Origin of the sequence: Nocardia sp. NPDC057455 (assembly GCF_042802775.1) — a bacterium.
In the GTDB taxonomy this organism is placed as follows: Bacteria; Actinomycetota; Actinomycetes; order Mycobacteriales; family Mycobacteriaceae; genus Nocardia.
The window spans coordinates 54,661-75,163 of sequence record NZ_JBHVDM010000001.1 but is presented as its reverse complement, the minus strand read 5'-3'; the positions used below and the strand labels follow the sequence as shown (position 1 = coordinate 75,163).

20 protein-coding genes are annotated in these 20,503 nt (G+C 67.3%); 7 read left to right on the top strand and 13 right to left on the bottom strand.

Annotation, left to right across the window (positions count from 1 at the left end):
• Positions 1-418 precede the first annotated feature (418 nt).
• Positions 419-1,297: an alpha/beta hydrolase gene (locus tag ACFU5M_RS00360; RefSeq protein WP_379041560.1), complete on the top strand. Its 879-nt coding sequence runs from the start codon at positions 419-421 to the stop codon at positions 1,295-1,297.
• Positions 1,298-1,726: 429 nt separating this feature from the next.
• On the opposite strand, the gene ACFU5M_RS00355 is transcribed toward ACFU5M_RS00360, so the two are convergent.
• Complete coding sequence (locus tag ACFU5M_RS00355; protein ID WP_379041558.1) at positions 1,727-2,623, bottom strand: aminoglycoside phosphotransferase family protein; 897 nt, start codon at positions 2,621-2,623, stop codon at positions 1,727-1,729.
• Positions 2,620-3,906, bottom strand: a complete 1,287-nt coding sequence (locus ACFU5M_RS00350; RefSeq protein WP_379041556.1) for a helix-turn-helix domain-containing protein — start codon at positions 3,904-3,906, stop codon at positions 2,620-2,622. Before ACFU5M_RS00350 ends, ACFU5M_RS00355 begins: the two co-directional genes overlap by 4 nt.
• A 154-nt stretch (positions 3,907-4,060) precedes the next feature.
• On the opposite strand from ACFU5M_RS00350, the gene ACFU5M_RS00345 reads away from it, so the two are divergent.
• The 4 genes from ACFU5M_RS00345 (at position 4,061) to ACFU5M_RS00330 (ending at position 6,221) form a co-directional block, all read left to right on the top strand.
• A complete protein-coding gene (locus tag ACFU5M_RS00345) occupies positions 4,061-4,198 on the top strand; it encodes a hypothetical protein (protein WP_379041554.1) in 138 nt (45 codons plus the stop codon).
• A gap of 114 nt (positions 4,199-4,312) precedes the next feature.
• Positions 4,313-4,894: a hypothetical protein gene (locus ACFU5M_RS00340; protein ID WP_379041552.1), complete on the top strand. Its 582-nt coding sequence runs from the start codon at positions 4,313-4,315 to the stop codon at positions 4,892-4,894.
• A 67-nt stretch (positions 4,895-4,961) separates the two neighbouring features.
• On the top strand, positions 4,962-5,225 hold the full coding sequence (locus ACFU5M_RS00335) for a hypothetical protein (protein ID WP_379041550.1): 264 nt from the start codon (positions 4,962-4,964) through the stop codon (positions 5,223-5,225).
• 366 nt (positions 5,226-5,591) lie between these two features.
• Positions 5,592-6,221 carry a DUF3558 family protein gene (locus ACFU5M_RS00330; protein WP_379041548.1) on the top strand — a complete coding sequence of 210 codons (630 nt, stop codon included), beginning with the start codon at positions 5,592-5,594 and terminating at the stop codon, positions 6,219-6,221.
• Between the two features lie 192 nt (positions 6,222-6,413).
• Here the strand turns inward: ACFU5M_RS00330 and ACFU5M_RS00325 are convergent, their stop codons facing one another.
• From ACFU5M_RS00325 to ACFU5M_RS00275, 11 genes are all read right to left on the bottom strand, one after another.
• On the bottom strand, positions 6,414-7,565 hold the full coding sequence (locus ACFU5M_RS00325) for an acyl-CoA dehydrogenase family protein (protein ID WP_379041546.1): 1,152 nt from the start codon (positions 7,563-7,565) through the stop codon (positions 6,414-6,416).
• A 13-nt stretch (positions 7,566-7,578) separates the two neighbouring features.
• On the bottom strand, positions 7,579-8,724 hold the full coding sequence (locus ACFU5M_RS00320; RefSeq protein WP_379041544.1) for a thiolase family protein: 1,146 nt from the start codon (positions 8,722-8,724) through the stop codon (positions 7,579-7,581).
• 1 nt (position 8,725) lies between these two features.
• Positions 8,726-9,553, bottom strand: a complete 828-nt coding sequence (locus ACFU5M_RS00315; protein ID WP_379041542.1) for an enoyl-CoA hydratase/isomerase family protein — start codon at positions 9,551-9,553, stop codon at positions 8,726-8,728.
• Complete coding sequence (locus tag ACFU5M_RS00310; protein ID WP_379041540.1) at positions 9,550-10,824, bottom strand: CaiB/BaiF CoA transferase family protein; 1,275 nt, start codon at positions 10,822-10,824, stop codon at positions 9,550-9,552. The genes ACFU5M_RS00315 and ACFU5M_RS00310 overlap by 4 nt, the downstream gene beginning before the upstream one ends.
• Positions 10,824-11,588, bottom strand: coding sequence for an SDR family NAD(P)-dependent oxidoreductase (locus ACFU5M_RS00305; RefSeq protein WP_379041538.1), 765 nt, complete (start codon positions 11,586-11,588; stop codon positions 10,824-10,826). The genes ACFU5M_RS00310 and ACFU5M_RS00305 overlap by 1 nt, the downstream gene beginning before the upstream one ends.
• Positions 11,588-12,754, bottom strand: coding sequence for an acyl-CoA dehydrogenase family protein (locus ACFU5M_RS00300; RefSeq protein WP_379041881.1), 1,167 nt, complete (start codon positions 12,752-12,754; stop codon positions 11,588-11,590). Before ACFU5M_RS00300 ends, ACFU5M_RS00305 begins: the two co-directional genes overlap by 1 nt.
• A gap of 325 nt (positions 12,755-13,079) precedes the next feature.
• Complete coding sequence (locus tag ACFU5M_RS00295) at positions 13,080-13,451, bottom strand: hypothetical protein (RefSeq protein ID WP_379041536.1); 372 nt, start codon at positions 13,449-13,451, stop codon at positions 13,080-13,082.
• Complete coding sequence (locus ACFU5M_RS00290; RefSeq protein ID WP_379041534.1) at positions 13,448-14,167, bottom strand: ABC transporter ATP-binding protein; 720 nt, start codon at positions 14,165-14,167, stop codon at positions 13,448-13,450. The genes ACFU5M_RS00295 and ACFU5M_RS00290 overlap by 4 nt, the downstream gene beginning before the upstream one ends.
• A 35-nt stretch (positions 14,168-14,202) precedes the next feature.
• Positions 14,203-14,916, bottom strand: coding sequence for an ABC transporter ATP-binding protein (locus ACFU5M_RS00285; protein WP_379041532.1), 714 nt, complete (start codon positions 14,914-14,916; stop codon positions 14,203-14,205).
• Positions 14,894-17,017 carry an ABC transporter permease gene (locus ACFU5M_RS00280; RefSeq protein ID WP_379041530.1) on the bottom strand — a complete coding sequence of 708 codons (2,124 nt, stop codon included), beginning with the start codon at positions 17,015-17,017 and terminating at the stop codon, positions 14,894-14,896. The genes ACFU5M_RS00285 and ACFU5M_RS00280 overlap by 23 nt, the downstream gene beginning before the upstream one ends.
• A 16-nt stretch (positions 17,018-17,033) precedes the next feature.
• Positions 17,034-18,392, bottom strand: coding sequence for an ABC transporter substrate-binding protein (locus ACFU5M_RS00275; protein ID WP_379041879.1), 1,359 nt, complete (start codon positions 18,390-18,392; stop codon positions 17,034-17,036).
• Positions 18,393-18,884: 492 nt separating this feature from the next.
• On the opposite strand from ACFU5M_RS00275, the gene ACFU5M_RS00270 reads away from it, so the two are divergent.
• Positions 18,885-20,153, top strand: coding sequence for an aromatic ring-hydroxylating dioxygenase subunit alpha (locus ACFU5M_RS00270; RefSeq protein WP_379041528.1), 1,269 nt, complete (start codon positions 18,885-18,887; stop codon positions 20,151-20,153).
• Complete coding sequence (locus tag ACFU5M_RS00265; protein WP_379041525.1) at positions 20,137-20,502, top strand: hypothetical protein; 366 nt, start codon at positions 20,137-20,139, stop codon at positions 20,500-20,502. Before ACFU5M_RS00270 ends, ACFU5M_RS00265 begins: the two co-directional genes overlap by 17 nt.
• Position 20,503: the final 1 nt, after the last annotated feature.

The following is a 20,503-nucleotide window of genomic DNA, read 5'->3' as shown; positions in this document are numbered from 1 at the left end:
TGTCTGTTACACCGGTCGTCTGCAACACCGACGATCAACGGCAATTTGACACCACAAGTACGCGGAATGTGTTGGTATCCGCCATTTTTGATGCCACGCGCAGGGTCGGTCACCTGGTCGTGGGCGGCTGCCGGATCGCGTACGGCCGCGACAATGGCGCGCAAGTCCGCACACCCGAGAACACTTCGATCGTTGCGTGAATCAACGCCGGGCGGTGTTGGGGACTCGCGTCCACTTGACACCACTCCAGTTGTAGCACTATGGTTCGAACACTTCATGCGGAGTACTACAAACGAGGCGGTAAGGATTGAAGGAATTCATCCGCTCCACAGATCGGTACGACGGGATCCCACTACGGCCCGATCGGGCCGTAGATATTCGTACGAGGCCGGAAGCGGCCGGAAGGACAGGCTCTGATATGCGTGACGTGAACATCTGGAGTGAAGAGTTCGGCGCCGTGACGGATACGCCGATCCTGTTGATCATGGGGTCGATGTCCCAGGGCATCCTGTGGCCGGAGGAGTTCATCGACCGCCTAGTCGCCGGAGGCCGTCGGGTGATCCGGTACGACCACCGTGACACCGGCATGTCGGACACCGTCGACTTCGCGGCCGAGCCGTACACGTGGCACGACATCAAGAACGACGGGTACCGCGTGATGGACGCCCACGGTCTGCGGAGCGCGCACCTGGTAGCCCACTCGGCGGGCGGGCTGCTCGCCCAGTTCATCGCGGTGGAGCGGCCGGAGCGGGTGCGCTCGCTGACCGTCATCGGCTCCTCGCCGCTGGGCGGCGGCGAAGGTCAGGTGCTCATGCGGGCGCTGCTGGGGCAGCCCCAGACCGAGGGAAGCCTGCCCGAGCCGGCGCCTGAGTTCACGTCCTTCTACCGCGCACTGATGGCCACCCCACCGCCAGAGGACCGGCGCGCCCGCATCGACGGCATGGTCGCAGAGCAGCGCCTGCTGCACGGCACCGGGTTGCCGTTCGACGAGGACGAGGCGCGTCGGCTACAGGAACGGATCTACGACCGGGCCCGCGACCTGTCCGCGGTGGTCAACCACCGGCTGGCCGCAGCGGCCGAGCCGAACTTCGAGCCGGTGGACGTACTGCACAAGGTGACAGCACCCACGCTGGTCATCGAGGGCAGCCACGAGCCGGTCAAGCCGGGCCACGGCGCGATCATCGCCGAGCAGATTCCCGGGGCGCGGCTGATGGTCGTGGCAGGCATGGGCCACACGCTGCCGCCGGAGGTGCACGAGGAGCTGGCCGCCGCCATCCTCGCGCATACGCCTGGGTGACGTCCTGTGCCTCCAGCCGGTGGCTGGGTTGGTGGACGGGTCGATCAGCCGGTCGAGCCAAACGTTCTCTGACGCAATGGGATTCACTGATGTCCAGGATGAGCATCGCCGCCAGCGGCGCGAATTCACGGGTTGGAGCGCTACGTTGATCCCGAAGTCATCCTCCGGACACTCGTGCCCGAACACAGGCTCAGTGCCGACATCAGCGACTGCACGGGCAAGGTACGAATTTCCGAGGTTCGCCGCTGCATCGATGCCGAACAGCACCGCCCGAACCAGGCACGGAGTGCGACCGAAGATCAAATCCACCGGGCCACCGCCAGGCCCGGTGAAACGACGTCGGCGTGGACGACTCCCCGACTTTTCGGTCCGTAGTTCGATACCGATCTGGAACTGTGACGTCGCGACATCGAGGACGGACGTGCGCGATCAAGAGACCGCGTGCCACACCACGGCCCTGTCGCCCGCTCGTAGGGATCGGATGCGATGTCGTAGTTCTTCGGCCGCCACGGGTTTGCCCGGTGCGAGCCGAATGTAGGCGCCGAGGGAGTGCAGTTCGGTGATGTCGCGCAGCAAGGTCCATTCGGGCCAGTCGAGAAGGTCGTAGCCGTACGCCTCCGCGAAGCGTGCCCGCTCGTGTTGTGGTTGGTGGAAGTGGTCGGGCAATCCGTTTACCAGGTCGAGTTCGCGTGGCCCGATGCTGCATTGGTCCCAGTCGATCAGCACCCACTGCCCGTGTTCGCGGACGGCATTCTCACTGTGGACATCGACATGTACAAGACCTTCCCCGAGCGGGAAATCGGTCTCCACGAACTGGTCGACCAGTGCCTTGGTGCGGTCGGTCAACCAAGCACAATCAGAGCCGGTGAGCGCGGGCATCGTTCGCTCGTCATCGAGGGCTAGGGCTTCGAACAGCCGTCGCAGTGGCTGGTATCGAGGCAGGGGGAACGGTGGCTGCGCCACCGAGTGCAGCCGCCGTACGAGTGTGCCGAGGTCGGCCGGGCTTGGCCGATCTAGCGAGGGGCGGTAGGGCCAGAACGTGGAGATCGCGCCGTTGGCGGTGACTGGCTGGGTTCCGGACGCTGGAGCGAGCGCGATGGGTTGGGCTTCGGCTGCCAGCCACCGCGTGACGGCGACGGCGGTGTGGGCGCGCTCGCGCCGGTAGGCGGTGTCGGGCGCCAGGCGCACGACGAGATCAGCGTGCGGTAGCGACCACACTGCGTTCGACCGATGATGCAGCAGTTGCGCGTCGCGGTCGTCGACGCCGAAAGCTTGGCATGCGGCGCGCACGGCTGCGCGACCGGGAAGCTGGCCTTCTGTGGTCATGAGGCCGCAGTAGCGAGGACTGTTCTCAGATCGCTGCGCAATTCAGCGATGATCGGGGCGCCGTCGTGCTGGGTGGCTATACCGTCCAGGTCGCGGAGGCGGACGTAGCAGCGGGGTGAAGACAGCTCGGTGATCGCCGTGATCGCCTCGCGCCCGTACCGGTTGGCCGACTCGAAATCACCCGCTTGCAGACAGGCGCCGGCAAGGGTGGGTAAGGCGACGGCGCGGCTGCGCGCATGTTCGCTGGCGTGTCCGGGGATCGCGGTGGACAGGCGCTCGACCGCCGATGGCGCGAACTTAGGATCCGAGAGCGACAGCAGATACATCGCATGGCCGTGTTGAGCGGCGATTTCCGCGGGCGTGACGAACCAGGCCCAGGAGGGGATGGTGTCGGGTTCGGCTGCGGCGTAGCGGTCTTCGGAGAGCCCGAGGGCGCGCTGGGTGGCTGCGGAGTCGTTTAGGGATGCCCAGCACCACCCCGTTACCGTTGCGATGTATCCGGCGGTGATGGTGCTTATCGGATGGCGTCTGTTGGCGGCGGTCGATGAGGCGAGCTGCACGAATTTCAGTGCTTCATCAGGTCGTTTCAGGTGCAATGACTGGTGGGCCATGTCGAGGAGAATGCTGACCGTCAGGTCGGTGCTGCGCGGATGGTCTTGGCCGCGGTGGGCGGTTTGCAGGGCGTATGTCCACAGTTTGCGGGCCGAGTCGTGTTCTTCGATGTCGTAGGCCAGCCAGCCGGCCATGCTTGCCAGGTCGGCGGTGGCGATCCACAGACGTGTTCGAACGTCCGTGGTGCATGCGGCGCCTTCCAGGGTGCGGACTTGGTGCAGCTGGGTGAGTGCCGCGGTCCGGCAGAGTCCGCCGCCGTGCGCGAGGTCCCATCGCCGGAATCCTTCGGTGATGGCTTCGATCGCGTCGATGTCGGCGGATCCGATGTGCGGTCGGGTGACTGGCTCGAGCCGGTCAGGGAGGATGCTGCCCAGCCGGTCGAGTTGCGGGTGAAGATGGGAACCGAGTGCGGCTGCGGTTGCCAGGGTGATGAAGTCTCTACGTTCCACCCACGTCACCTCCTCGCGGGCCAGATTACTCGCAGTCCCGGAGCCGAACCCGAGCAGCGAGGCGGGGATCGCGAAGGTGTCGGCGATTCTGGCGACCAGCTTGGCGCTGGTGAGACGGCGTTCTCCGCGTTCGACGGCTGAGATTCTGGATTGTGTGAGGTCGAGCAACGCGGCCAGTTGAAGTTGTGAGAGCCCGGTTGCTTCGCGAATCCAGGTGAACACGACGCTGAAGTCGTGGTCTGCCAGCGCCGCGCGGATCGTCGGGTCGTCGAAGAAGTCGGCGGTGAGCGCGTGCTTGAACCCGGCAGCGGGACTGTGGATCTAACGGTGTTTGCGGCCTGACGCGCTGAACGAAGTTCAGCGCGGAGGTGCCGTGATGACGACACTTAATGCCGTGGCGAGGAAGAAGGCCGAGGCGTCGGCCGAGGAGCTGGCAGCGGCGGAGCTGGTCGAGCCGAACGACCGCTCCACGGCCCAGCGACGCGGCAGTACCTCGAACTTGGTCGCCGCGTAGCGAGCGACTCTGGCGCAGGGCCTCTCGGGTTGCGACGGATAATATGAAACCTCGGTCATATCGGGGGGTGCCTGCTGCTCTCGCGAGAGATGCGTCGAGGGTGACGCGCTGTCCATGGCTGAGTCGAACCTGAGCGGAGGGAACATGGTGGGGTCGATGGTTCGTACCGGATCGAGTCTGCTGGCCGTCGTCGCCGGTGTCGCAGTGCTGGCGGGTTGCGGTTGGGGGAGCTCGATGGATTCGGCGGCGGAGCCGAGCGGGGCGACGACCTCGACGACGACCTCGACGACAGCCAAACCAGCAAGCTGCCCCGCCCTCTCTGCCGATCCCCTGGTTACCAAGGAATTGAAGACCGCCCTGGCAGCGACGCACCTACCGGTGGGAGCGTGTCTCATTTCTGTGGACGTGGTGGGAGATCCCAGCCGACTGGATGAAATGGTATTCCTCATCACCCTCGATGTACCCACGGCGGCAACGCCGGATGACCTCCGCCCGATCGCCACCGACATCGCACATGTGTGGAAGGAAAGCGAACTCGGACAGAGGACGGCCGAGCTGGATATCACCAATTGGGGTTATGCCGGAGCGAAATACATGGAGTACCTCGTGGACAATGGTTTTCGGAACCATCCGTGGAACGGGACACCGTCTCGCGAAGCCGAGCTGGCGATATGGACCGTCACAGCCAAGGGATGAACGCGACTCCCGAGGGTTGGGCCGAAAGAAGCCGACATCAGTCCTCTGGTCCTAATCTCTCGATCGAATGAACGACGACACGAGTACTCCGGAGACCCTGACAGAAGAGATGACAGCTCGCCGCAATCTGCCGCTCGAGGACTCCCCGCCAGTTCGGAGCTCCTCGGTGCATTTTGGTACGACTGGCGCCGACACCGAGTTGATGACGGGCCGACGACCACCCGGCCGTGAGTCGACGCGGGTCGGCTTCCCTGTGCTCGCTGTTGCGTTCGTTCTCGACATGCTGCTGCACATCGCCGTGGGCGCGGTGGTCTGGTACGTGATGGGGTAATCCCCGGACGCTGCCGCTTCGCCGGTCGTGGCCGGTGTGGCAGCCGGTATCGCCGCCTCGTTCGTCCACCGCACGCTGTTACAGCGGCTGTTCCGGACTACAGCGGGCAAGGCGGTGTTCGGGCTGCGATTATCGAAATACATCTGGCGCCGGGCCTGCCGCCCGAGGTGGTGGCGTTGAAATCATCGCCGCACTACATATGGCCCTGGGCCCTGAGCGAGCCCGATCTCCCAGCGACCACGGCGCCAAGCACGCCGCCGGTCAGTCCACCAACGCCCCAGCCGGACCAAACGACGCAAGGCCCGAGCCGCCGCCGGATGCGGGAGCCCGATACGGTCGGGCCCAGCGATTGGCCCGACGACTTCGATGACTACCCCGGCGCGCAAAGGAGTTGGCTTGTCTAGGTTTGCCCGCACACACCTCGCAGTGATCGCACCGGCTGCGGCTGTACTCGCCATCACCGGATGCTCCGGCTCGGATCACGACGCCGCACACACACCCACATCAGCGACGACCACAGCCAACGCCTCAGCCTCCACTACACCCGCCGCGCCCAGCGTGAGCCCGATATCGGGCCTGGATGTGTGCACCTTGGTGACCCCGGATGAAGTCTTCAACGCTGTCGGCAAGCAAGGGCTGGCTCCGCAACGAACAATCGACGAAAAACACGGTCAGGTAGTCGCGGAGTCCTGCAACTGGGGCTCGGAAACAGAGGGACTGATCACGGTGAGCTGGATGCGCGAACCGATCCCGGCGTGGGGCGAAAACAAACAATCACGCGCCTTCACCGACATCGTCGGCCGCCGCGTCACCCTGAACACCTGGGAGGGCAAAGCCTGCACGGCTTTCGCCGAAAGCGCCAACGGCAACATCGGAATCAACATCGTCCCATCCGATGCGTCCCTGACCGCGCAGCCATCAGGCCCGGGAAACGACATCTGCGACCGGAATCGACCGGCGATCGTCGCAGCCTTCGAGCGGGCACAGCGCGCATAGCTCGGGCGTGGTCGGCTTCGGTTAAGACCGGGGCGTGTTGCGTTCACGCGACGTCTTGCGGCCCACCACGACGACTGTCCCCAGCGGTGCGGTGCCCGCCTCCCGCGAAATATCGGGAGAGTGGACCCGCGAAGACGGATGCCAAGGCACAGGCCGTCGCCACACCAGAGCCGTTACGTGGCACTGCGATGTTCAGGACAGGCCCAGATCCCGGGCCACGATCATCTTCATGACCTCGCTGGTGCCCGCATAGATACGCGCCACGCGCGCATCGGTGTACAGCCGGGCGATCGGGTATTCCATCATGTACCCGTATCCGCCGAACAATTGCAGGCAACGGTCCACGACGCGGGCCTGTACCTCGGTGCAGAACAGTTTCACGCGGGCGGCGTCCGCGCCGGAGAGGGTGCCCTCGACCAGCTCGAGCACCGCACGGTCGACCATGGTCTGAGCCGCTTCGACTTCCGCGGACATCGCGGCCAGTTCGAACTTCGTGTTCTGGAACGAGGCGACCGGCGTGCCGAATGCCTTGCGCTCCTTGGTGTAGGCGACGGTCGCGGCGATCGCGGCACGCGCCTGCGCGACCGAGCCGACCGCGACGGTCAGCCGTTCCTGTGGCAGGTTGTGCCCGAGATAGCCGAACGCCGCACCCTCGGCGCCGAGCCGGTTGGCCACCGGTACCCGGACGTCGCGGAACGACAGCTCCATGGTGTCCTGCACCTTGCAGCCCATCTTCTCCAGCATGCGGCCGCGGTTGAAGCCGGGCATTCCGTCCTCCACCACCAGCAGGGTGAGCCCGGCGCGCCGGTTGTCCGGGTCGGTAGACGTGCGTGCCACCACGATCACCAGATCCGCGAGCAGACCGCCGGTGATGAAAGTCTTGGCCCCGTTGAGCACATAGTCCTCGCCATCGCGTACCGCGCTGGTCCGCATCCCCGCCAGATCCGAGCCCGTGCCCGGCTCGGTCATGGCGATCGCGGTGAGCAGCCGCCCCGACGCGAGCCCGGGAAACCATCGCTGCCGTTGCGCGGCGTCGGCGTACTCCAGGAAGTACGGCAGGATGACGTCGAGCTGGGTGCGCACGGTGCCGAGCGTGACCAGCGCCCGGGCCGCCTCCTCTTGCAGGATCACGTTGTAGCGGTAGTCGCGTATCCCCGCTCCCCCGTGTTCCTCGGGCACCGCGAAGCCCAGCAACCCGAGTTCGCCCATCTCGGCGAAGATCTCGCGCGGCATTCTGCCGTCCTTCTCCCACGCGGAGTAGTCCGGCGCGACCCGCTTCGCCACGAAATGCCGGGCCAACTCCCGGAATGCCTCGTGGTCGGCGGTGAACAGCTCTCGTCGCACTGGGTGCCTCCGTTCAGGACATCAGTTCGACGACGGTGGCGTTCGCGGTGCCGCCACCCTCACACATGGTCTGTAAGCCGTAGCGAATGCCGTTGTCGCGCATGTGATGCAGCATCCGGGTGAGCAGAACGGCGCCGGACCCGCCCAGCGGGTGGCCGAGTGCGATCGCTCCGCCCAGCGGATTCACCAGCGCTTCATCCGCGCCGGTCTCGGCGAGCCAGGCGAGCGGGACGGGCGCGAACGCCTCGTTCACCTCGAAGACGCCGATGTCGGCCAGCGCGAGACCCGCTTTGCGCAACACCTTCTCCGTCGCGGGGATCGGACCGGTGAGCATCAGCACCGGATCGGAACCGGCTACGGCGCCCGCGCGGTAGCGGGCCAGCGGCGTCAGGCCCAGCTCGCGCGCCTTGCGCGGGGTGGTCACCAGCAGGGCGGCCGCGCCGTCGGAGATCTGTGAGGCGTTGCCCGCGTGGATCACACCGTCATCCTGAAACGCGGGTTTCAGGCCGGCGAGCTTCGCCGCGGTGGTGCCGCGCCGGATCCCCTCGTCCGCGTCCACCACACCTTCTTCGGTGCTCACGGGCACGATCTGGTCGGTGAACGCGCCCGCGTCCTGGGCGGCGGCGGCACGCTCATGCGACCGCGCGGAGTACTCGTCGAGCCGGGTGCGGTCGAACCCCCACTTCTTCGCGATCAGTTCGGCCGAGATGCCCTGGTTGAACGCGAAGCCGTCATAGCGCGCCAACGCTTTCGGCCCGTAGGGAGCGCCGGAAGCCTTCGCCGCGTTCAGCGGCACCCGGCTCATCACTTCGACGCCTCCGGCGACCACGATGTCCTGCTGTCCGGAGAGCACGGCTTGCGCCGCGAAATCCAGTGCTTGCTGGCTGGAGCCGCAGGCTCGGCTCACCGTCGTGCCCGGAACGCTTTCCGGCCAGCCGGCCGCCAGCACGGCGTAGCGGCCGATGTTGCTGGACTGGTCGCCGACCTGGGATACACAGCCCCAGATCACGTCCTCGATCTGTGCCGGATCGAGGGCGCAGCGCTCGGCCAGCGCGGCGAGCACGTGCGCGGACAGGTCGGCCGGGTGCACCCCGGCCAGTCCTCCGTTGCGCTTGCCGACGGCGGTGCGGACCGCCCCGGCGATGACTACCTCACGCATCTCATCTCCCGTTCTCGGAATTCCCGGCGGTACGAATCGGCGGCCGCCGGACCGTCCATCGGCCGGTGAACCGTGGTTCACGTCGTTCGGCGAAGGCCGCGAACGCCTCCGGGGCGTCGGCGGTGGCGAAGTTCAGTCCCTGCGCCCTGGCCTCGGCCGCGAGCGCTTCCCGGAGTGTCGAACCTGCGCCTTCGTGCAGCAGTGCCTTGGTCTGGGCCAGTGCGACCGGCGGTCCGGACGCCAGGCGCGCGGCGAGATCGGTGACGAATTCGTCGATCTCCTCTTGCGGCACCATCCAGGTGACCAGTCCCAGATCGAGGGCCTGTGCGGCGTCGATCGTCTCGGCCAGCAACGCCAGCCGCTTGGCCTGTTGCAGGCCGATCAGCCGGGGCAGCAGCCAGGAGCCGCCGAGATCCAGCGACAGTCCGCGGCGGGTGAAGATCTGCGCGAACGTCGATTCCGGGGTGGCCACGACGAGATCACAGCCCAGGGCCAGATTCCACCCCGCGCCGACCGCGACGCCGGTGACTTTCGCGACGGTGGGCAGCGGCAGTTCGTGCAGCAGGACCGCGACGTCGGTGAGGGCGCGCATCCGGTAGACCGGGTGCGCGTTGTCGGGCGTCGAAATGTCCGCACCGGAGCAGAACGCGCCGCCCGCGCCGGTGAGCACCAGGGCGCGCACAGCGCGGTCGGCCGCGGCCGCGCGCAGCGCGTCGGCCAGCGCCGACCAGAGTTCGGCGTCGAGCGCGTTCTTGCGGTGCGGCCGGTTCAGCGTCAGCGTGCGCACGCCGTCGCGATCTTCCGTCCGCAGCACGGACTCGCCGCTCATCGGTGTGCTCCGATCACTCCGGCGTCTCGCAGTGCCTCGATATCCGTTGTGGTGCAGCCCAGTTCGGTGAGCACGGCGCCGGTGTGCGCGCCGAGGCCTGGCACCGGGCCCATCGGCGGCTCGAACCCGGCGAGGATCGCGGGTGGCAGCAGGGACGGGATCGAACCAGCGGGAGTCTCGACGCTGCGCCAGCGGTCGCGCTCGGTGAGCTGTGGGTGGTCGAGCACCTCGGAGGGGCGGAGGTAGCAGGAGTTGCCGATCCCCGCGTCGTCGGCGATCTTCTGGATCCGCGTCAGGTCGTGACGCAGGCACCAGGCGGCGATCACGTCATCGATCTCGCCGCGGTGGCGCACCCGCCCGGGGTTGGTGCGGAATCGTTCGTCCGCGGCGAGATCCGGGCGGTCCAGGATCTCGATCGCCAGCCGCTGCCACTCGCGGTCGTTGGTGGTGCCCAGCACCACTGTTCGCCCGTCGGCGGTGCGATACGCGCCGTAGGGCGCCACGGCCGGTGAACTCATCCCGAGCGGCTGCTGATCCACGCCGGTGTGCCGCGCGTAGGTCAGGTGGTAGCCCATCATCTCGGCCATGGTGTCGAACAAGCTCACCGAGATGGTGTTGCCGTGGGCCGCGTCCCGAGCCCGCCCGCACAGTGCGGCCAGGATGGACAGCGCCGCGTACAGGCCCGTGGTGACGTCGGCGACCGGCGGCCCGGGTTTGGCCGGGGCGTCGGCGGTGCCGGTCACCGCGCAGACGCCCGATTCGGCTTGGACGAGCAGGTCGTAGGCGCGTTTGTGGGATAGCGGCCCGCCCGCGCCGAACCCGTCGATCTCCACCGCGATCAGGTCCGGATGCCGCGCGGCCAGGTCCGCCGGCGCGAGGCCGAGGCGCGCGGTGGCGCCGGGCGCGAGGTTGGACACCAGCACGTCGGCTCGGCTCAGCAGGCGGTGCAGCAGATCGACTCCCGCGGGCGACTTCAGGTCGAGGGTGACCGACTCCTTGCCCCGGTTGACCCAGACGAAGTGCGCGGCTTGCCCGTGCACCACATCGTCGTAGTACCGGGCGAAATCACCGCCGCCCGGGTGTTCCACCTTGATCACCCGGGCGCCGAAATCGGCCAAGGTGCGCGTGCACATCGGCGCGGACACCGCCTGTTCCAAAGCGACGACCGTGACACCGGCGAGTGGCCCCCGGGCAGTCCGGTGTGACGTCGCCGCGCCCGGCGGGCCGGGAGACCCGGCCTCCGGCGCGGAATGCTGGATGGGGCCGGTCATCAGATCACCGTGCCGCCGTCCACCGGCAGCACCTGGCCGGTGATGAAGGAGGCGGCGTCGGAGGCGAGGAAGACGAAGGCGCCCGCGACTTCCTCCGGTTCGGCCCAGCGGCGCAGCAGGATTCGGTTGAGCATCTGCTCGGAGAACCGCTCGTCGGTGCGGATGGTTTGCGTCATCGGCGTCGCCGCCAGCGGGGCGAGCGCGTTGACCAGGATGTTCTTGCGTGCCAGTTCTTTCGCCAGCGATTTGGTGATGCCGATGATCGCGGCTTTGGCGGCCGAGTAGTTCACCTGGCCGAGCGTGCCGACGATACCCGCGGCGGAGGTGACGTTGATGATCCGCCCGGTGCCGTCGGTGGGCAGGAACGGCAACGCCGCCTGCGCGCAATTGATCGTGCCGAGCGCGTGGATGTCGAACAGCCGCCGCACCGATTCCGCCGTGGTGTCGGCGAACATCGCCGGTGCGGTGACACCGGCGTTGTTCACGACGATGTGCAGCACACCGTCGGCCAGTCCGGCGGCCTGCTCGGCGGCCGCCGCGGCGGAGTTCCGGTCGGAGACGTCCAGCGCCCGACCTGCCGCGCTGCCGCCGTTCGCGACGATCTTCTCCGCGACGGCGGTGGCCGCCTCGCCGTTGACATCGGTGACCAGCACGGCCGCGCCCGCGGCGGCCAACGCCTGCGCCACCGCGGAGCCGATCCCGCCCGCGGCGCCCGTGACCAGCGCCGAACGTCCGGTGAGGTCGAACAATGTCTGCTGCGCCATCAGTAGCTCCTCGGTAGTCCCAGGGCATGCGAACCCAGATAGTTCAAGATCATTTCTTGGCTGACTGGGGCGATGCGCATCACGCGCGCCTCCCGGAAGTAGCGGGACACGTGGTATTCCTCGGCGTATCCCATGCCGCCGTGCGTCTGCAGCGCTCGATCGGCGGCGGTGAAACCCGCGTCGGCGCACAGGTATTTGGCCGTGTTCGCCTCGCGCCCACAGGGCTTTCCGTTGTCGTAGCGCCAGGTGGCCTTCCGCAGCATCAGCTCGGCCGCGTCCAGCCGGGCCAGCGAATCGGCCAGGGGAAACTGGATGCCCTGGTTCATGCCGATCGGCCGGTCGAAGACCACGCGTTCCTTCGCGTACCGCACCGCCCGGTCCAACGCGACCCGGCCGAGGCCCAGCGCCTCCGCGGCGATCAGCATGCGCTCGGGATTCAGTCCGTCGAGCAGATAGCGGAACCCGGCGCCCTCCTCGCCGACCCGATCCTCCACCGGCACCCGCAAGTCGTCGATGAACAGCTCGTTGGAGGTGACGGCGTTGCGGCCCATCTTGGCGATCGGCCGGATATCGACGTGCGCGCGGTCGAGGTCGGTGAGGAACAGCGTCATGCCGTCGGTCTTCTTGGTGACCTCGTCATAGGGGGTTGTGCGGGTCAGCAGCAGGATCTTCTCCGATTCCTGCGCTTTCGAGATCCACACCTTGCGCCCGTTCACGACGTAGTGGTCACCGTCGCGACGGGCGAACGTCGTGATGCGCGGAGTGTCCAGTCCCGCACCGGGTTCGGTCACGCCGAAGCAGACGTGCAGATCACCGCTCGCGATGCGCGGCAGCGTCCGCCGCTTCAAGTCCTCGCAACCGTGCACCACCACGGGATGCATGCCGAAGATCGACATGTGGATCGAGCTGGCCGCGTTCATCCCGCCGCCGGAGCGCGATACCTCTTCGGCGAGCAGGGTGGCCTCGGTGATGCCGAGGCCGTGGCCACCGTACTGCTCGGGGATGGTGATGCCGAGCCAGCCGCCGCCCGCGACGGCGTCGTAGAACTCGGTGGGAAACTCGTGCGCCTGGTCCTTCGCCATCCAGTACTGGTCGTCGAACTTGCGGCACAACTCCGCCACCGATCTCCGGATCAGCTCCTGGTCGTCGGAGAGCTCGAAATTCATGCCCTCGTCGTTCGTGTCACCGGACACTTGCGCACCTCCACTTCCTCGTATCGCGGCCGCTCGCGGCGCACGCCGGTGCGAGAGGTCCCTCCCGCACCGGCGGCACCCGACGGTCGACCGCGCGTGTGGCCCTCCGTCTCCCCAGTCGAGGCGGACGACGCGCGAGCCGATCCCCGTCCCCCGGTGCGGCAGTGCACCGAGGTGATTCCCGTGCCCGGCGAGGTTGCGCCGGGCATGGCGTGCACCGCCGCTGCCCGGCCCCGGCCGGAGCAGGCGTTGTCCGTGTTCGCCTGCGGGAGTTCGTTCGGTCCCGCAGGCAGGTGGCTCAGCGGGGCGCCGGGGCCACCCCGTCGTAGCGAATCTCCGCGCCGAGCACCCGATTACCGAGTTCGTCGAGGTCGTAGGACTGGCGCGCCAGCCAGAACCGCAGGAAATTGGTCAGCGAATAACGCAGGAACAGTGCCGAACCCACCACGCTCGCCGCCACCCCGCCGAGGGCGAGGGTGATGGCGTCGCGCTGGGCGAGGGCGTCGGTGGTGCCGTGGGACATGAAATACGCCAGCACCGCCACCACCACCCCGGCCACCATGAGCGTCGCGCCGGTGCGCAGCCACAGCCCGGAGCGTCCTGCCGCCGGATCGGGGATCTTCAACTCCTGCAGTTCGCGGACGAAACGCTCCGCGCGAGATTCGGTCATGTGGAACTTCCTAGGTAGAGGGCTGCCAATTCGTTGCGGATTCCGCGGTCGGGATGTCCCTGCCGCACCACCCGGCCGCGCACCAGCACGGCCGCGTGATCGGCGATGTCCAGTACGGCGGCGGCGAACTGCTCGACCACCAGCACCGCGACACCTTGGCGGGCGATTTCGGCGACCTCGTCGTAGAGCCTGCCGACCACCAAAGGGGCCAAGCCCATGGACAGTTCGTCGAGCAGCAGCACGGCGGGATCGGTCGCCAGGCCACGGGCCAGCGCCAGCATCTGCTGTTCGCCGCCGGACATGGTGCCCGCGATCTGGCTCGCGCGTTCGCCGAGGATCGGGAACCGGCTGAAGGCGATCTCCTCGATCTCCTCCCTCGACCGTCCGGTGAAGGTCATCATGAGCAAGTTGTCGCGCACGGTGAGGTTCGGGAACACACCGCGGCCTTCGGGGATCAGGCAGACGCCCGCGCGGGCAAGGTCGCGCGGATCGGCTCCGGTGGCGTCGCGCCCGCCGAGAATCAGCCGCCCGGAGGCGACCGGGTGGATGCCCGCGAGAACCTTCAGCGCGGTGGTCTTGCCGGCACCGTTGGGCCCGAGCAGTGCCACCACCTGTCCGGCCGCGACGTCCAGGTCGACGCCGTGCAGCACGGTGATGGCGTCGTAGGCGGCGCGCACCTCGCGCAGCGCGAGGAGTCCGGCGGGCTCGGAAGCCATTGTCGTCGTGACTGTTTCGGTTGCACTCTGCACGCTCATACGTCTCCCAGATAGGCCGCGAGCACGGTTTCGTCGGCGCGGATCACCGCGGGCGGACCGGAGGCGATCACCTTGCCGAGATCGAGCACGAACACCTCGTCGCAGACGTTCATCACCAAGCCCATGTCGTGTTCGACGAGCAGCACCGCGGTGCCGTCGTCGGCCAGCGACCGCAGCAGTTCGCCGAACCGCTCGGTCTCGGTGTGGTCCTGGCCCGCGGCCGGCTCGTCGAGCAGGATCAGGCTGGGCCGCGCCGCTATCGCCCGGCCCACTTCCACCAGGCGGCCGGTGCCGGTCGGCAGGTCGTCGGTGCAGGCGTCGGCGATCTCGTGCAGTCCGAGCCGGTCGATGATCTCGGTGACGATCCGGGCGGCGTGCCTGCGCTGCGGGCCGAGTTCGGCCGCGACCAAGAGGTTGTCGCGCACGCTCAGCCTGCCGAACAGCTCGAGCCGCTGGAAGGTGCGAGCCAGGCCGTGCCGGGCCCGGCGGGACGGGCCCAGCCGGGTGACGTCGGCGCCGTCGATCGCCACCCGTCCCGTGGTCGGCTTGCGCAACCCGCAGATCACGTCGAACAACGTGCTCTTACCCGCGCCGTTCGGGCCGATCAGTCCGGTCACCGCGCCGCGTTCGGCGCGTAATCCGGCGCCGTCGAGCGCACGGTTACCGCCGAAGACGACAGTGACATCGTCAACTTCCAGTAGCGACGGCACGGTCGAGCACCTCCTCGTCGTCGGATGTCCACGGCCGCCGCATGCCCCACCACTCCACCGGGACCTCCGCGGGATCCGGCGCCGGTCGCTTCCGCACTCCATGCCAGACGCGCGCCGCCACCACGGCGATCACCACACCGAGGGTGAAGCCCCACCCGTCGACGACGTCGATCAGACGCAGCGCCCACAGCCCCACAACCATCAGCGCGAGCAGCGGGGCGACGATCCGGTCGCGCAGCATCGGCACCCACTCGTCGCGCAGCGAAGCGATCGCACCGTCTTTCAACACGCCACCGCCGAAGGCGATACCGCCGAGCGCGGGCAGCACTTGCGCCAGATTCTGCAGGCCCGGCCACAACACGGGGATCACGTTCAGCGGTCCGGCGAAGACCGCGCCGGTGAAGAGGCCCGCACCGACCGCACCGAGACCGGCGATGGTCACGATGAGGAAGATCGGCAGTCCGGCCACCAGATTGAACTGTTCGGGCGCGACCGCCCGCACCTGCATGCCGTACAGCGCGCCGCCCAATCCGGCGATGGCCGCCGCCAGCGCAAAGACCAGCACGCGCGCCGCCAGCAGGCTGCCACCGAGGGTCGCGTAAGCGGCCTCGCTGTCGCGCAAGGCGATCAGGCGACGCCCGAATCGGCTGCGCCGCAACACCACCACCGCCAGCCCCGCCACCGCCAGGCACACCGCGGCGAAGACGGTCACCTCGGCGGTCGTGTCCAGTTCCAGGCCGAACAGATCCGGCCCGACCAAGGACACCGAGCCCTGGTCGAACAACGAGATCCGCACGCCGAGGATCTCGAACGAGGGCAGGGTGAAGATCCAGCGATCCAGGACGACGGCGAATGCCGCCGTCGCCAGCGCCAGATACACCCCGGACAGCCGCAGCGCGGGCACCGCGACCACCGCCCCGACCACCCCCGCGATCCCCATCGAGGCGGGCAGGGCCCACCACTGGCCCTCCGGCCCCAGATGCGCGTAGGCCACCGCGCCCACACCGGCCAGGCTGAGCTGGCACAGCGAGATCTGACCCGCGAAACCGAGCAGCGGCACGTACGACAGCGCGACCACACCCCAGGCGAACATCGCGCCATAGGTGATCAGGTCGGATTCGGTGAGCATGGTCGCCAGCATCAATCCGAGCACGACCACCACCGCGGCGAACGCCAGCGATCCGTTGATCGAGGGCAGCGGCACCGGGCTGAGCTTGCGGTCGCGACCGCGCAACCTGCCGTGCGGGAACACCAGCAGCGCCACGAACAACAGCAGCGCGGGGGCCGCCAGCCGCAGGCCGGGCAGGTACTCGTTGCTGGGCAGGTACCCGGTGAGGTAGCTCTCCAGCAAGCCGACCACCACCGCGCCCGCGAACGTCATCGGCAGGTTGCGCAAACGCCCGAAGATGGCCGCGGTGTAGGCGCTGACGATCAGCAGCGACAGCTGCGCGGCATCCAGCGCCACGGTCGGCGCGATGAGGATGCCGCCGATCGCGGCCAGTTCGATGCCCAGCATCCAGGCGATCCGGTTCGCCCGCCGGGGATCGGCGCCGGTCAGGCCCACCAGCGCACGATCGTCCACGGTGGCCCGCATCTCGGCGCCGATCCTGGTGCGGTACAGCAGGATGCGCAGCGCGACGGCGACCGCGACGGCCACGGCCATGGTGAGCGCCTGATGCCAGGTGATGATGACCGGGCCGAGATCGATCGACGGCTTGTCCGCGAAGAAACGCGTCAGCGATCGCGATTCGTTGGGATTCCAGATCCAGCGCGCCAGCACGATGAGCCCGCTGAGCAAGGCGATCGTCATCACGAGTTTCTCGGCGTCACCGAGCCCCTGCGTAGGCGCCAGGGCCTTGCCGAACAGCAAGCCGAACAGCGGTGCGAAGACCAGCAGCACCGCGACGATCGCCACCGGCGCGGGCCAGCCCCAACCGACGGTGAGCTGCCAGTAGACGAATGCCGAGATCATCCCCGCGGCGCCGTGCGCGAAGTTGAACACGCCGGTCGTCGTATAGGTGAGCACCAGACCGCTGCCGATCACGGCATAGATCGCCGCGGTGCTGAGGCCGACGATCCCGAAGGCGATGAACTGCTCCATCAGCGCGAACGCTCCGTCACTTCAGGTCGCTTCGGCTCTTGCCGACATCGGCGAGGGTCAGCGGCTTGCCGAAATCCTGGGTGTACTTGTATGGGGTGAAGCCGCAGCGGAATACGCCGTTGTTCGGCCTGAAGTCAGCGGTCTTCCAGCCGTCGGGCGTGGCCTGCTGGACGTTGAAGCACCGGGTCTGCTCGGACAGCGGCCGGGACAGATCGACCGGCGCCTGCAAGCCGCCGCCGGTCCACGCGGTCTCCTTGCTCGCGGTGTCGTACACGCACGCGCGGGTGAGGTTGTCACCGCAGCTGGTCGCCGACTTGGCGAAAAGCAACCACGACTGGAAGGCCCGCAACACCTGGAAGGTGATCGCGCTGCTGGGCGCGTACTGCTTGAACAGGTCTTTCAGCTGCTGTACCGCGGGCACTCGCGCGGCCGCGTCCAGCGGGGCGGTCCCGCTCAGATCGGCGTAATTGTTCTGACTGGCCAGAGAACTCTTCGTGACGTCGAGGAACGACTGGTTGTAGGAGTTGGCGTTGGCGTCGATCCAGTCCAGCTTGTAGTTCATGCTGGTGAGTACGTCTTGCAGCTTGGCGAGATAACGGAACTCCCCGAAGAAGATCAGGCCCTTGACGCTATTGGCTTTGATCGCCTGCGCGTACGGCGTCCAGTCCGACACGCCCGCCAGCGGGTAGAGGTCGTTGTAGACGATCTTCGCGCCGTTCGCGGTCAGTGACTCGGTGAGCTTCTCGCCCATGACCTTGGTGATCGGCGAGTCACCGTTGATCATCCCGACCGCACCGGCCGAATTCGGATAGGCCTCTTTGATCAGCCAGTCCTGGAAGCCGGTATACGGGTTGACCGCTTCGGAAGCCGAGGAGCCGCCGCCCAATTGGAGATCGGAGCCGGTATTCGCGGTCTGGGTCACCTGGGCGGGGAATTCCGGCAGCAGGCACGACAGCCGGTCCTTCACGCCGAGCCCGTCCAGCGCGGCGCTGCCGCCGACCAGGACGAAATCCTCCCGGCACGCCTCCAGCATGCGCTGGCGTACTTCCATGAGCTTGGTGTCGCGCAGGTTGGTCACCAGCTTGCGACCGTTGATGCCACCAGCGGCGTTGCACCAGGAGGTGAACACCTTCGCCGCGTCGACCAGGTCGGGATTCTTCGTGAAACCTATGTCGGAGAAGACTCCGACCTCGATCTCGGTGGCCGTGACGCCCTGCGCCGACGCGCTTTTCGCGTTCCCGGGCTGACAGACGCTGGTCAGTTCGCCGAAGTTGCCGGAGGCGGCTGTGCCCGGGCCCTCGTCGGTTCCGCGTCCACCGCCCTCGCGGCCACAGCCGGCCACCAAGAGCGCGATCGCCATCGCGGCAACGACCATTCGCTGCGGTTTCACCGTAGTTCCTCCTCCGTGGGCTGCTCGGCACCCGATCGGCCCAGGCCGTCGCCGACGTCTCGCCCCTTGCTCGTCGATGAGCAGCACGTGCCCTGTGGGCACACTCGCTGTCAGGGAAACTATCTTCTCAGATTCGGATAATCAATATCTGCTCTTTGGAGAGCGTATGCAGCGAACCCGCCCAGAGGCACCCTGCGCGCGTCCCAGAACCCGCGTCACGGGCGGGCGACTCGATCAGCGTTGACAGGCGCGCAACCACATGGAAATGTACTAGTTGATTTTGAGAATGCTATTCTCATTTTTGAAGCACGGAGGGCGCATGCCTATCCGGAACGGCTGACGAACGGTCAGTGGCGGCCCGTCGCGCGGAGCACGCGACCGGCGACAGCCGAGGAGTCGTCGCCGCTCGGCCGGCACGGTCCACCGGACACGGCATGCGACACCTCCGGCGCTCGCCGGACCACGAAAGGTAATCCCTTGGCACACTTCACGAAACCCGCTGCCGGGAGCTGGACGCAGAACTATCCCGAGCTGGGTACCGAGCCGGTCGACTACACCGACTCCATCGACCCCGCCTTCTATGAAGACGAGCGTCAGGCGATCTTTCGCAAGAACTGGCTCAACGTGGGCCGGATCAACCGGCTACCCCGGGTCGGCAGCTACTTCACCAAGGAACTTGCCTGCGTCGGCACCTCGCTGATCATCGTCAAGGACAACGATGGCGTAGTACGGGCGTACCACAACATCTGCCGGCATCGCGGGAACAAGCTGGTCTGGGACGACTACCCCGGCGAGGAGACCGCAGGCACCTGCCGCCAGTTCACCTGCAAGTACCACGCGTGGCGCTACAGCCTCAAAGGTGAGCTGACCTTCGTCCAGCAGGAGAAGGAGTTCTTCGACCTGGACAAGGAGAAGTTCGGTCTGAAACCGGTGCGCTGCGAGGTGTGGGAGGGCTTCATCTTCGTCAACCTCGACGACAACGCCGAGCCACTCACCGAATACCTGGGTCCACTGGCCAAAGGGCTCGAAGGGTACCCGTTCGATCAGATGACCGAGGTCTTCAGCTACCGGGCCGAGATCGGCAGCAACTGGAAGCTGTTCATCGACGCGTTCGCCGAGTTCTACCACGCACCGGTGCTGCACCAGAAGCAGGCGGTCAAGGACGAGGCCGACAAACTCTACGGCGTCGGTTACGAGGCGCTGCACTACGAGATCGCGGCCCCACACTCGATGATCTCCTCCTGGGGCGGGATGGCCCCGCCGAAGGACCCGACGATGGTCAAGCCGATCGAGCGCGAACTGCGCAGCGGCCTGTTCGGCCCGTGGGACCGGCCCGACATCGAGGGCTTGGAGCCGCTACCGCAGGGCATCAATCCGGTCAAGCACCGCGCCTGGGGCGTCGACGAATTCGAGTTCTTCCCGAATTTCTCACTGCTGTTCTGGGCGCCGGGCTGGTACCTGACCTACCACTACTGGCCGACCGCCGTGGACCGGCACATCTTCGAGGCGAGCCTGTACTTCGTGCCCGCCGCGAATGCCCGGGAGCGGCTGGCCCAGGAGCTGGCCGCGGTGACCTTCAAGGAGTACGCGCTACAGGACGCGAACACGCTGGAAGCGACCCAGACCATGATCGCCACCCGCGAGGTCACCGAGTTCCCGCTCAACGACCAGGAGATCCTGCTCCGTCACCTGCACAAGACCGCCCAGAAGATCGTCGAGGAGTACCGCGATGGCCGCGCCCACTGACCAACAGACCGACCAGGCGGACGCCACGCCGCTGCCGACCGAGTTCGCCGACCTGGCACAGTTCTCGGACTGGATCCTGGCCACCGAACCGGAACGCTACGCCAAGCGGCTGGCCTCCTCCATGGACGAGATGCAGCGGTTGTACGACACCGTGTTCCCACGACTGCAACCCGCCCTGGACTACATCGACAAGTACGACTGGCACGACCTGCCCGACGAAGTACGCAACCTGTTCCACCTGTTGCAATCGCTGGTGATGGTGTCGTTCCCGATCGAAGTGTGGAAGCAGCCGCGGGTACCGGATTCCGGTGCGGCATACCTGGATATCGTCCGCGAGCCGGTGGTCTGAC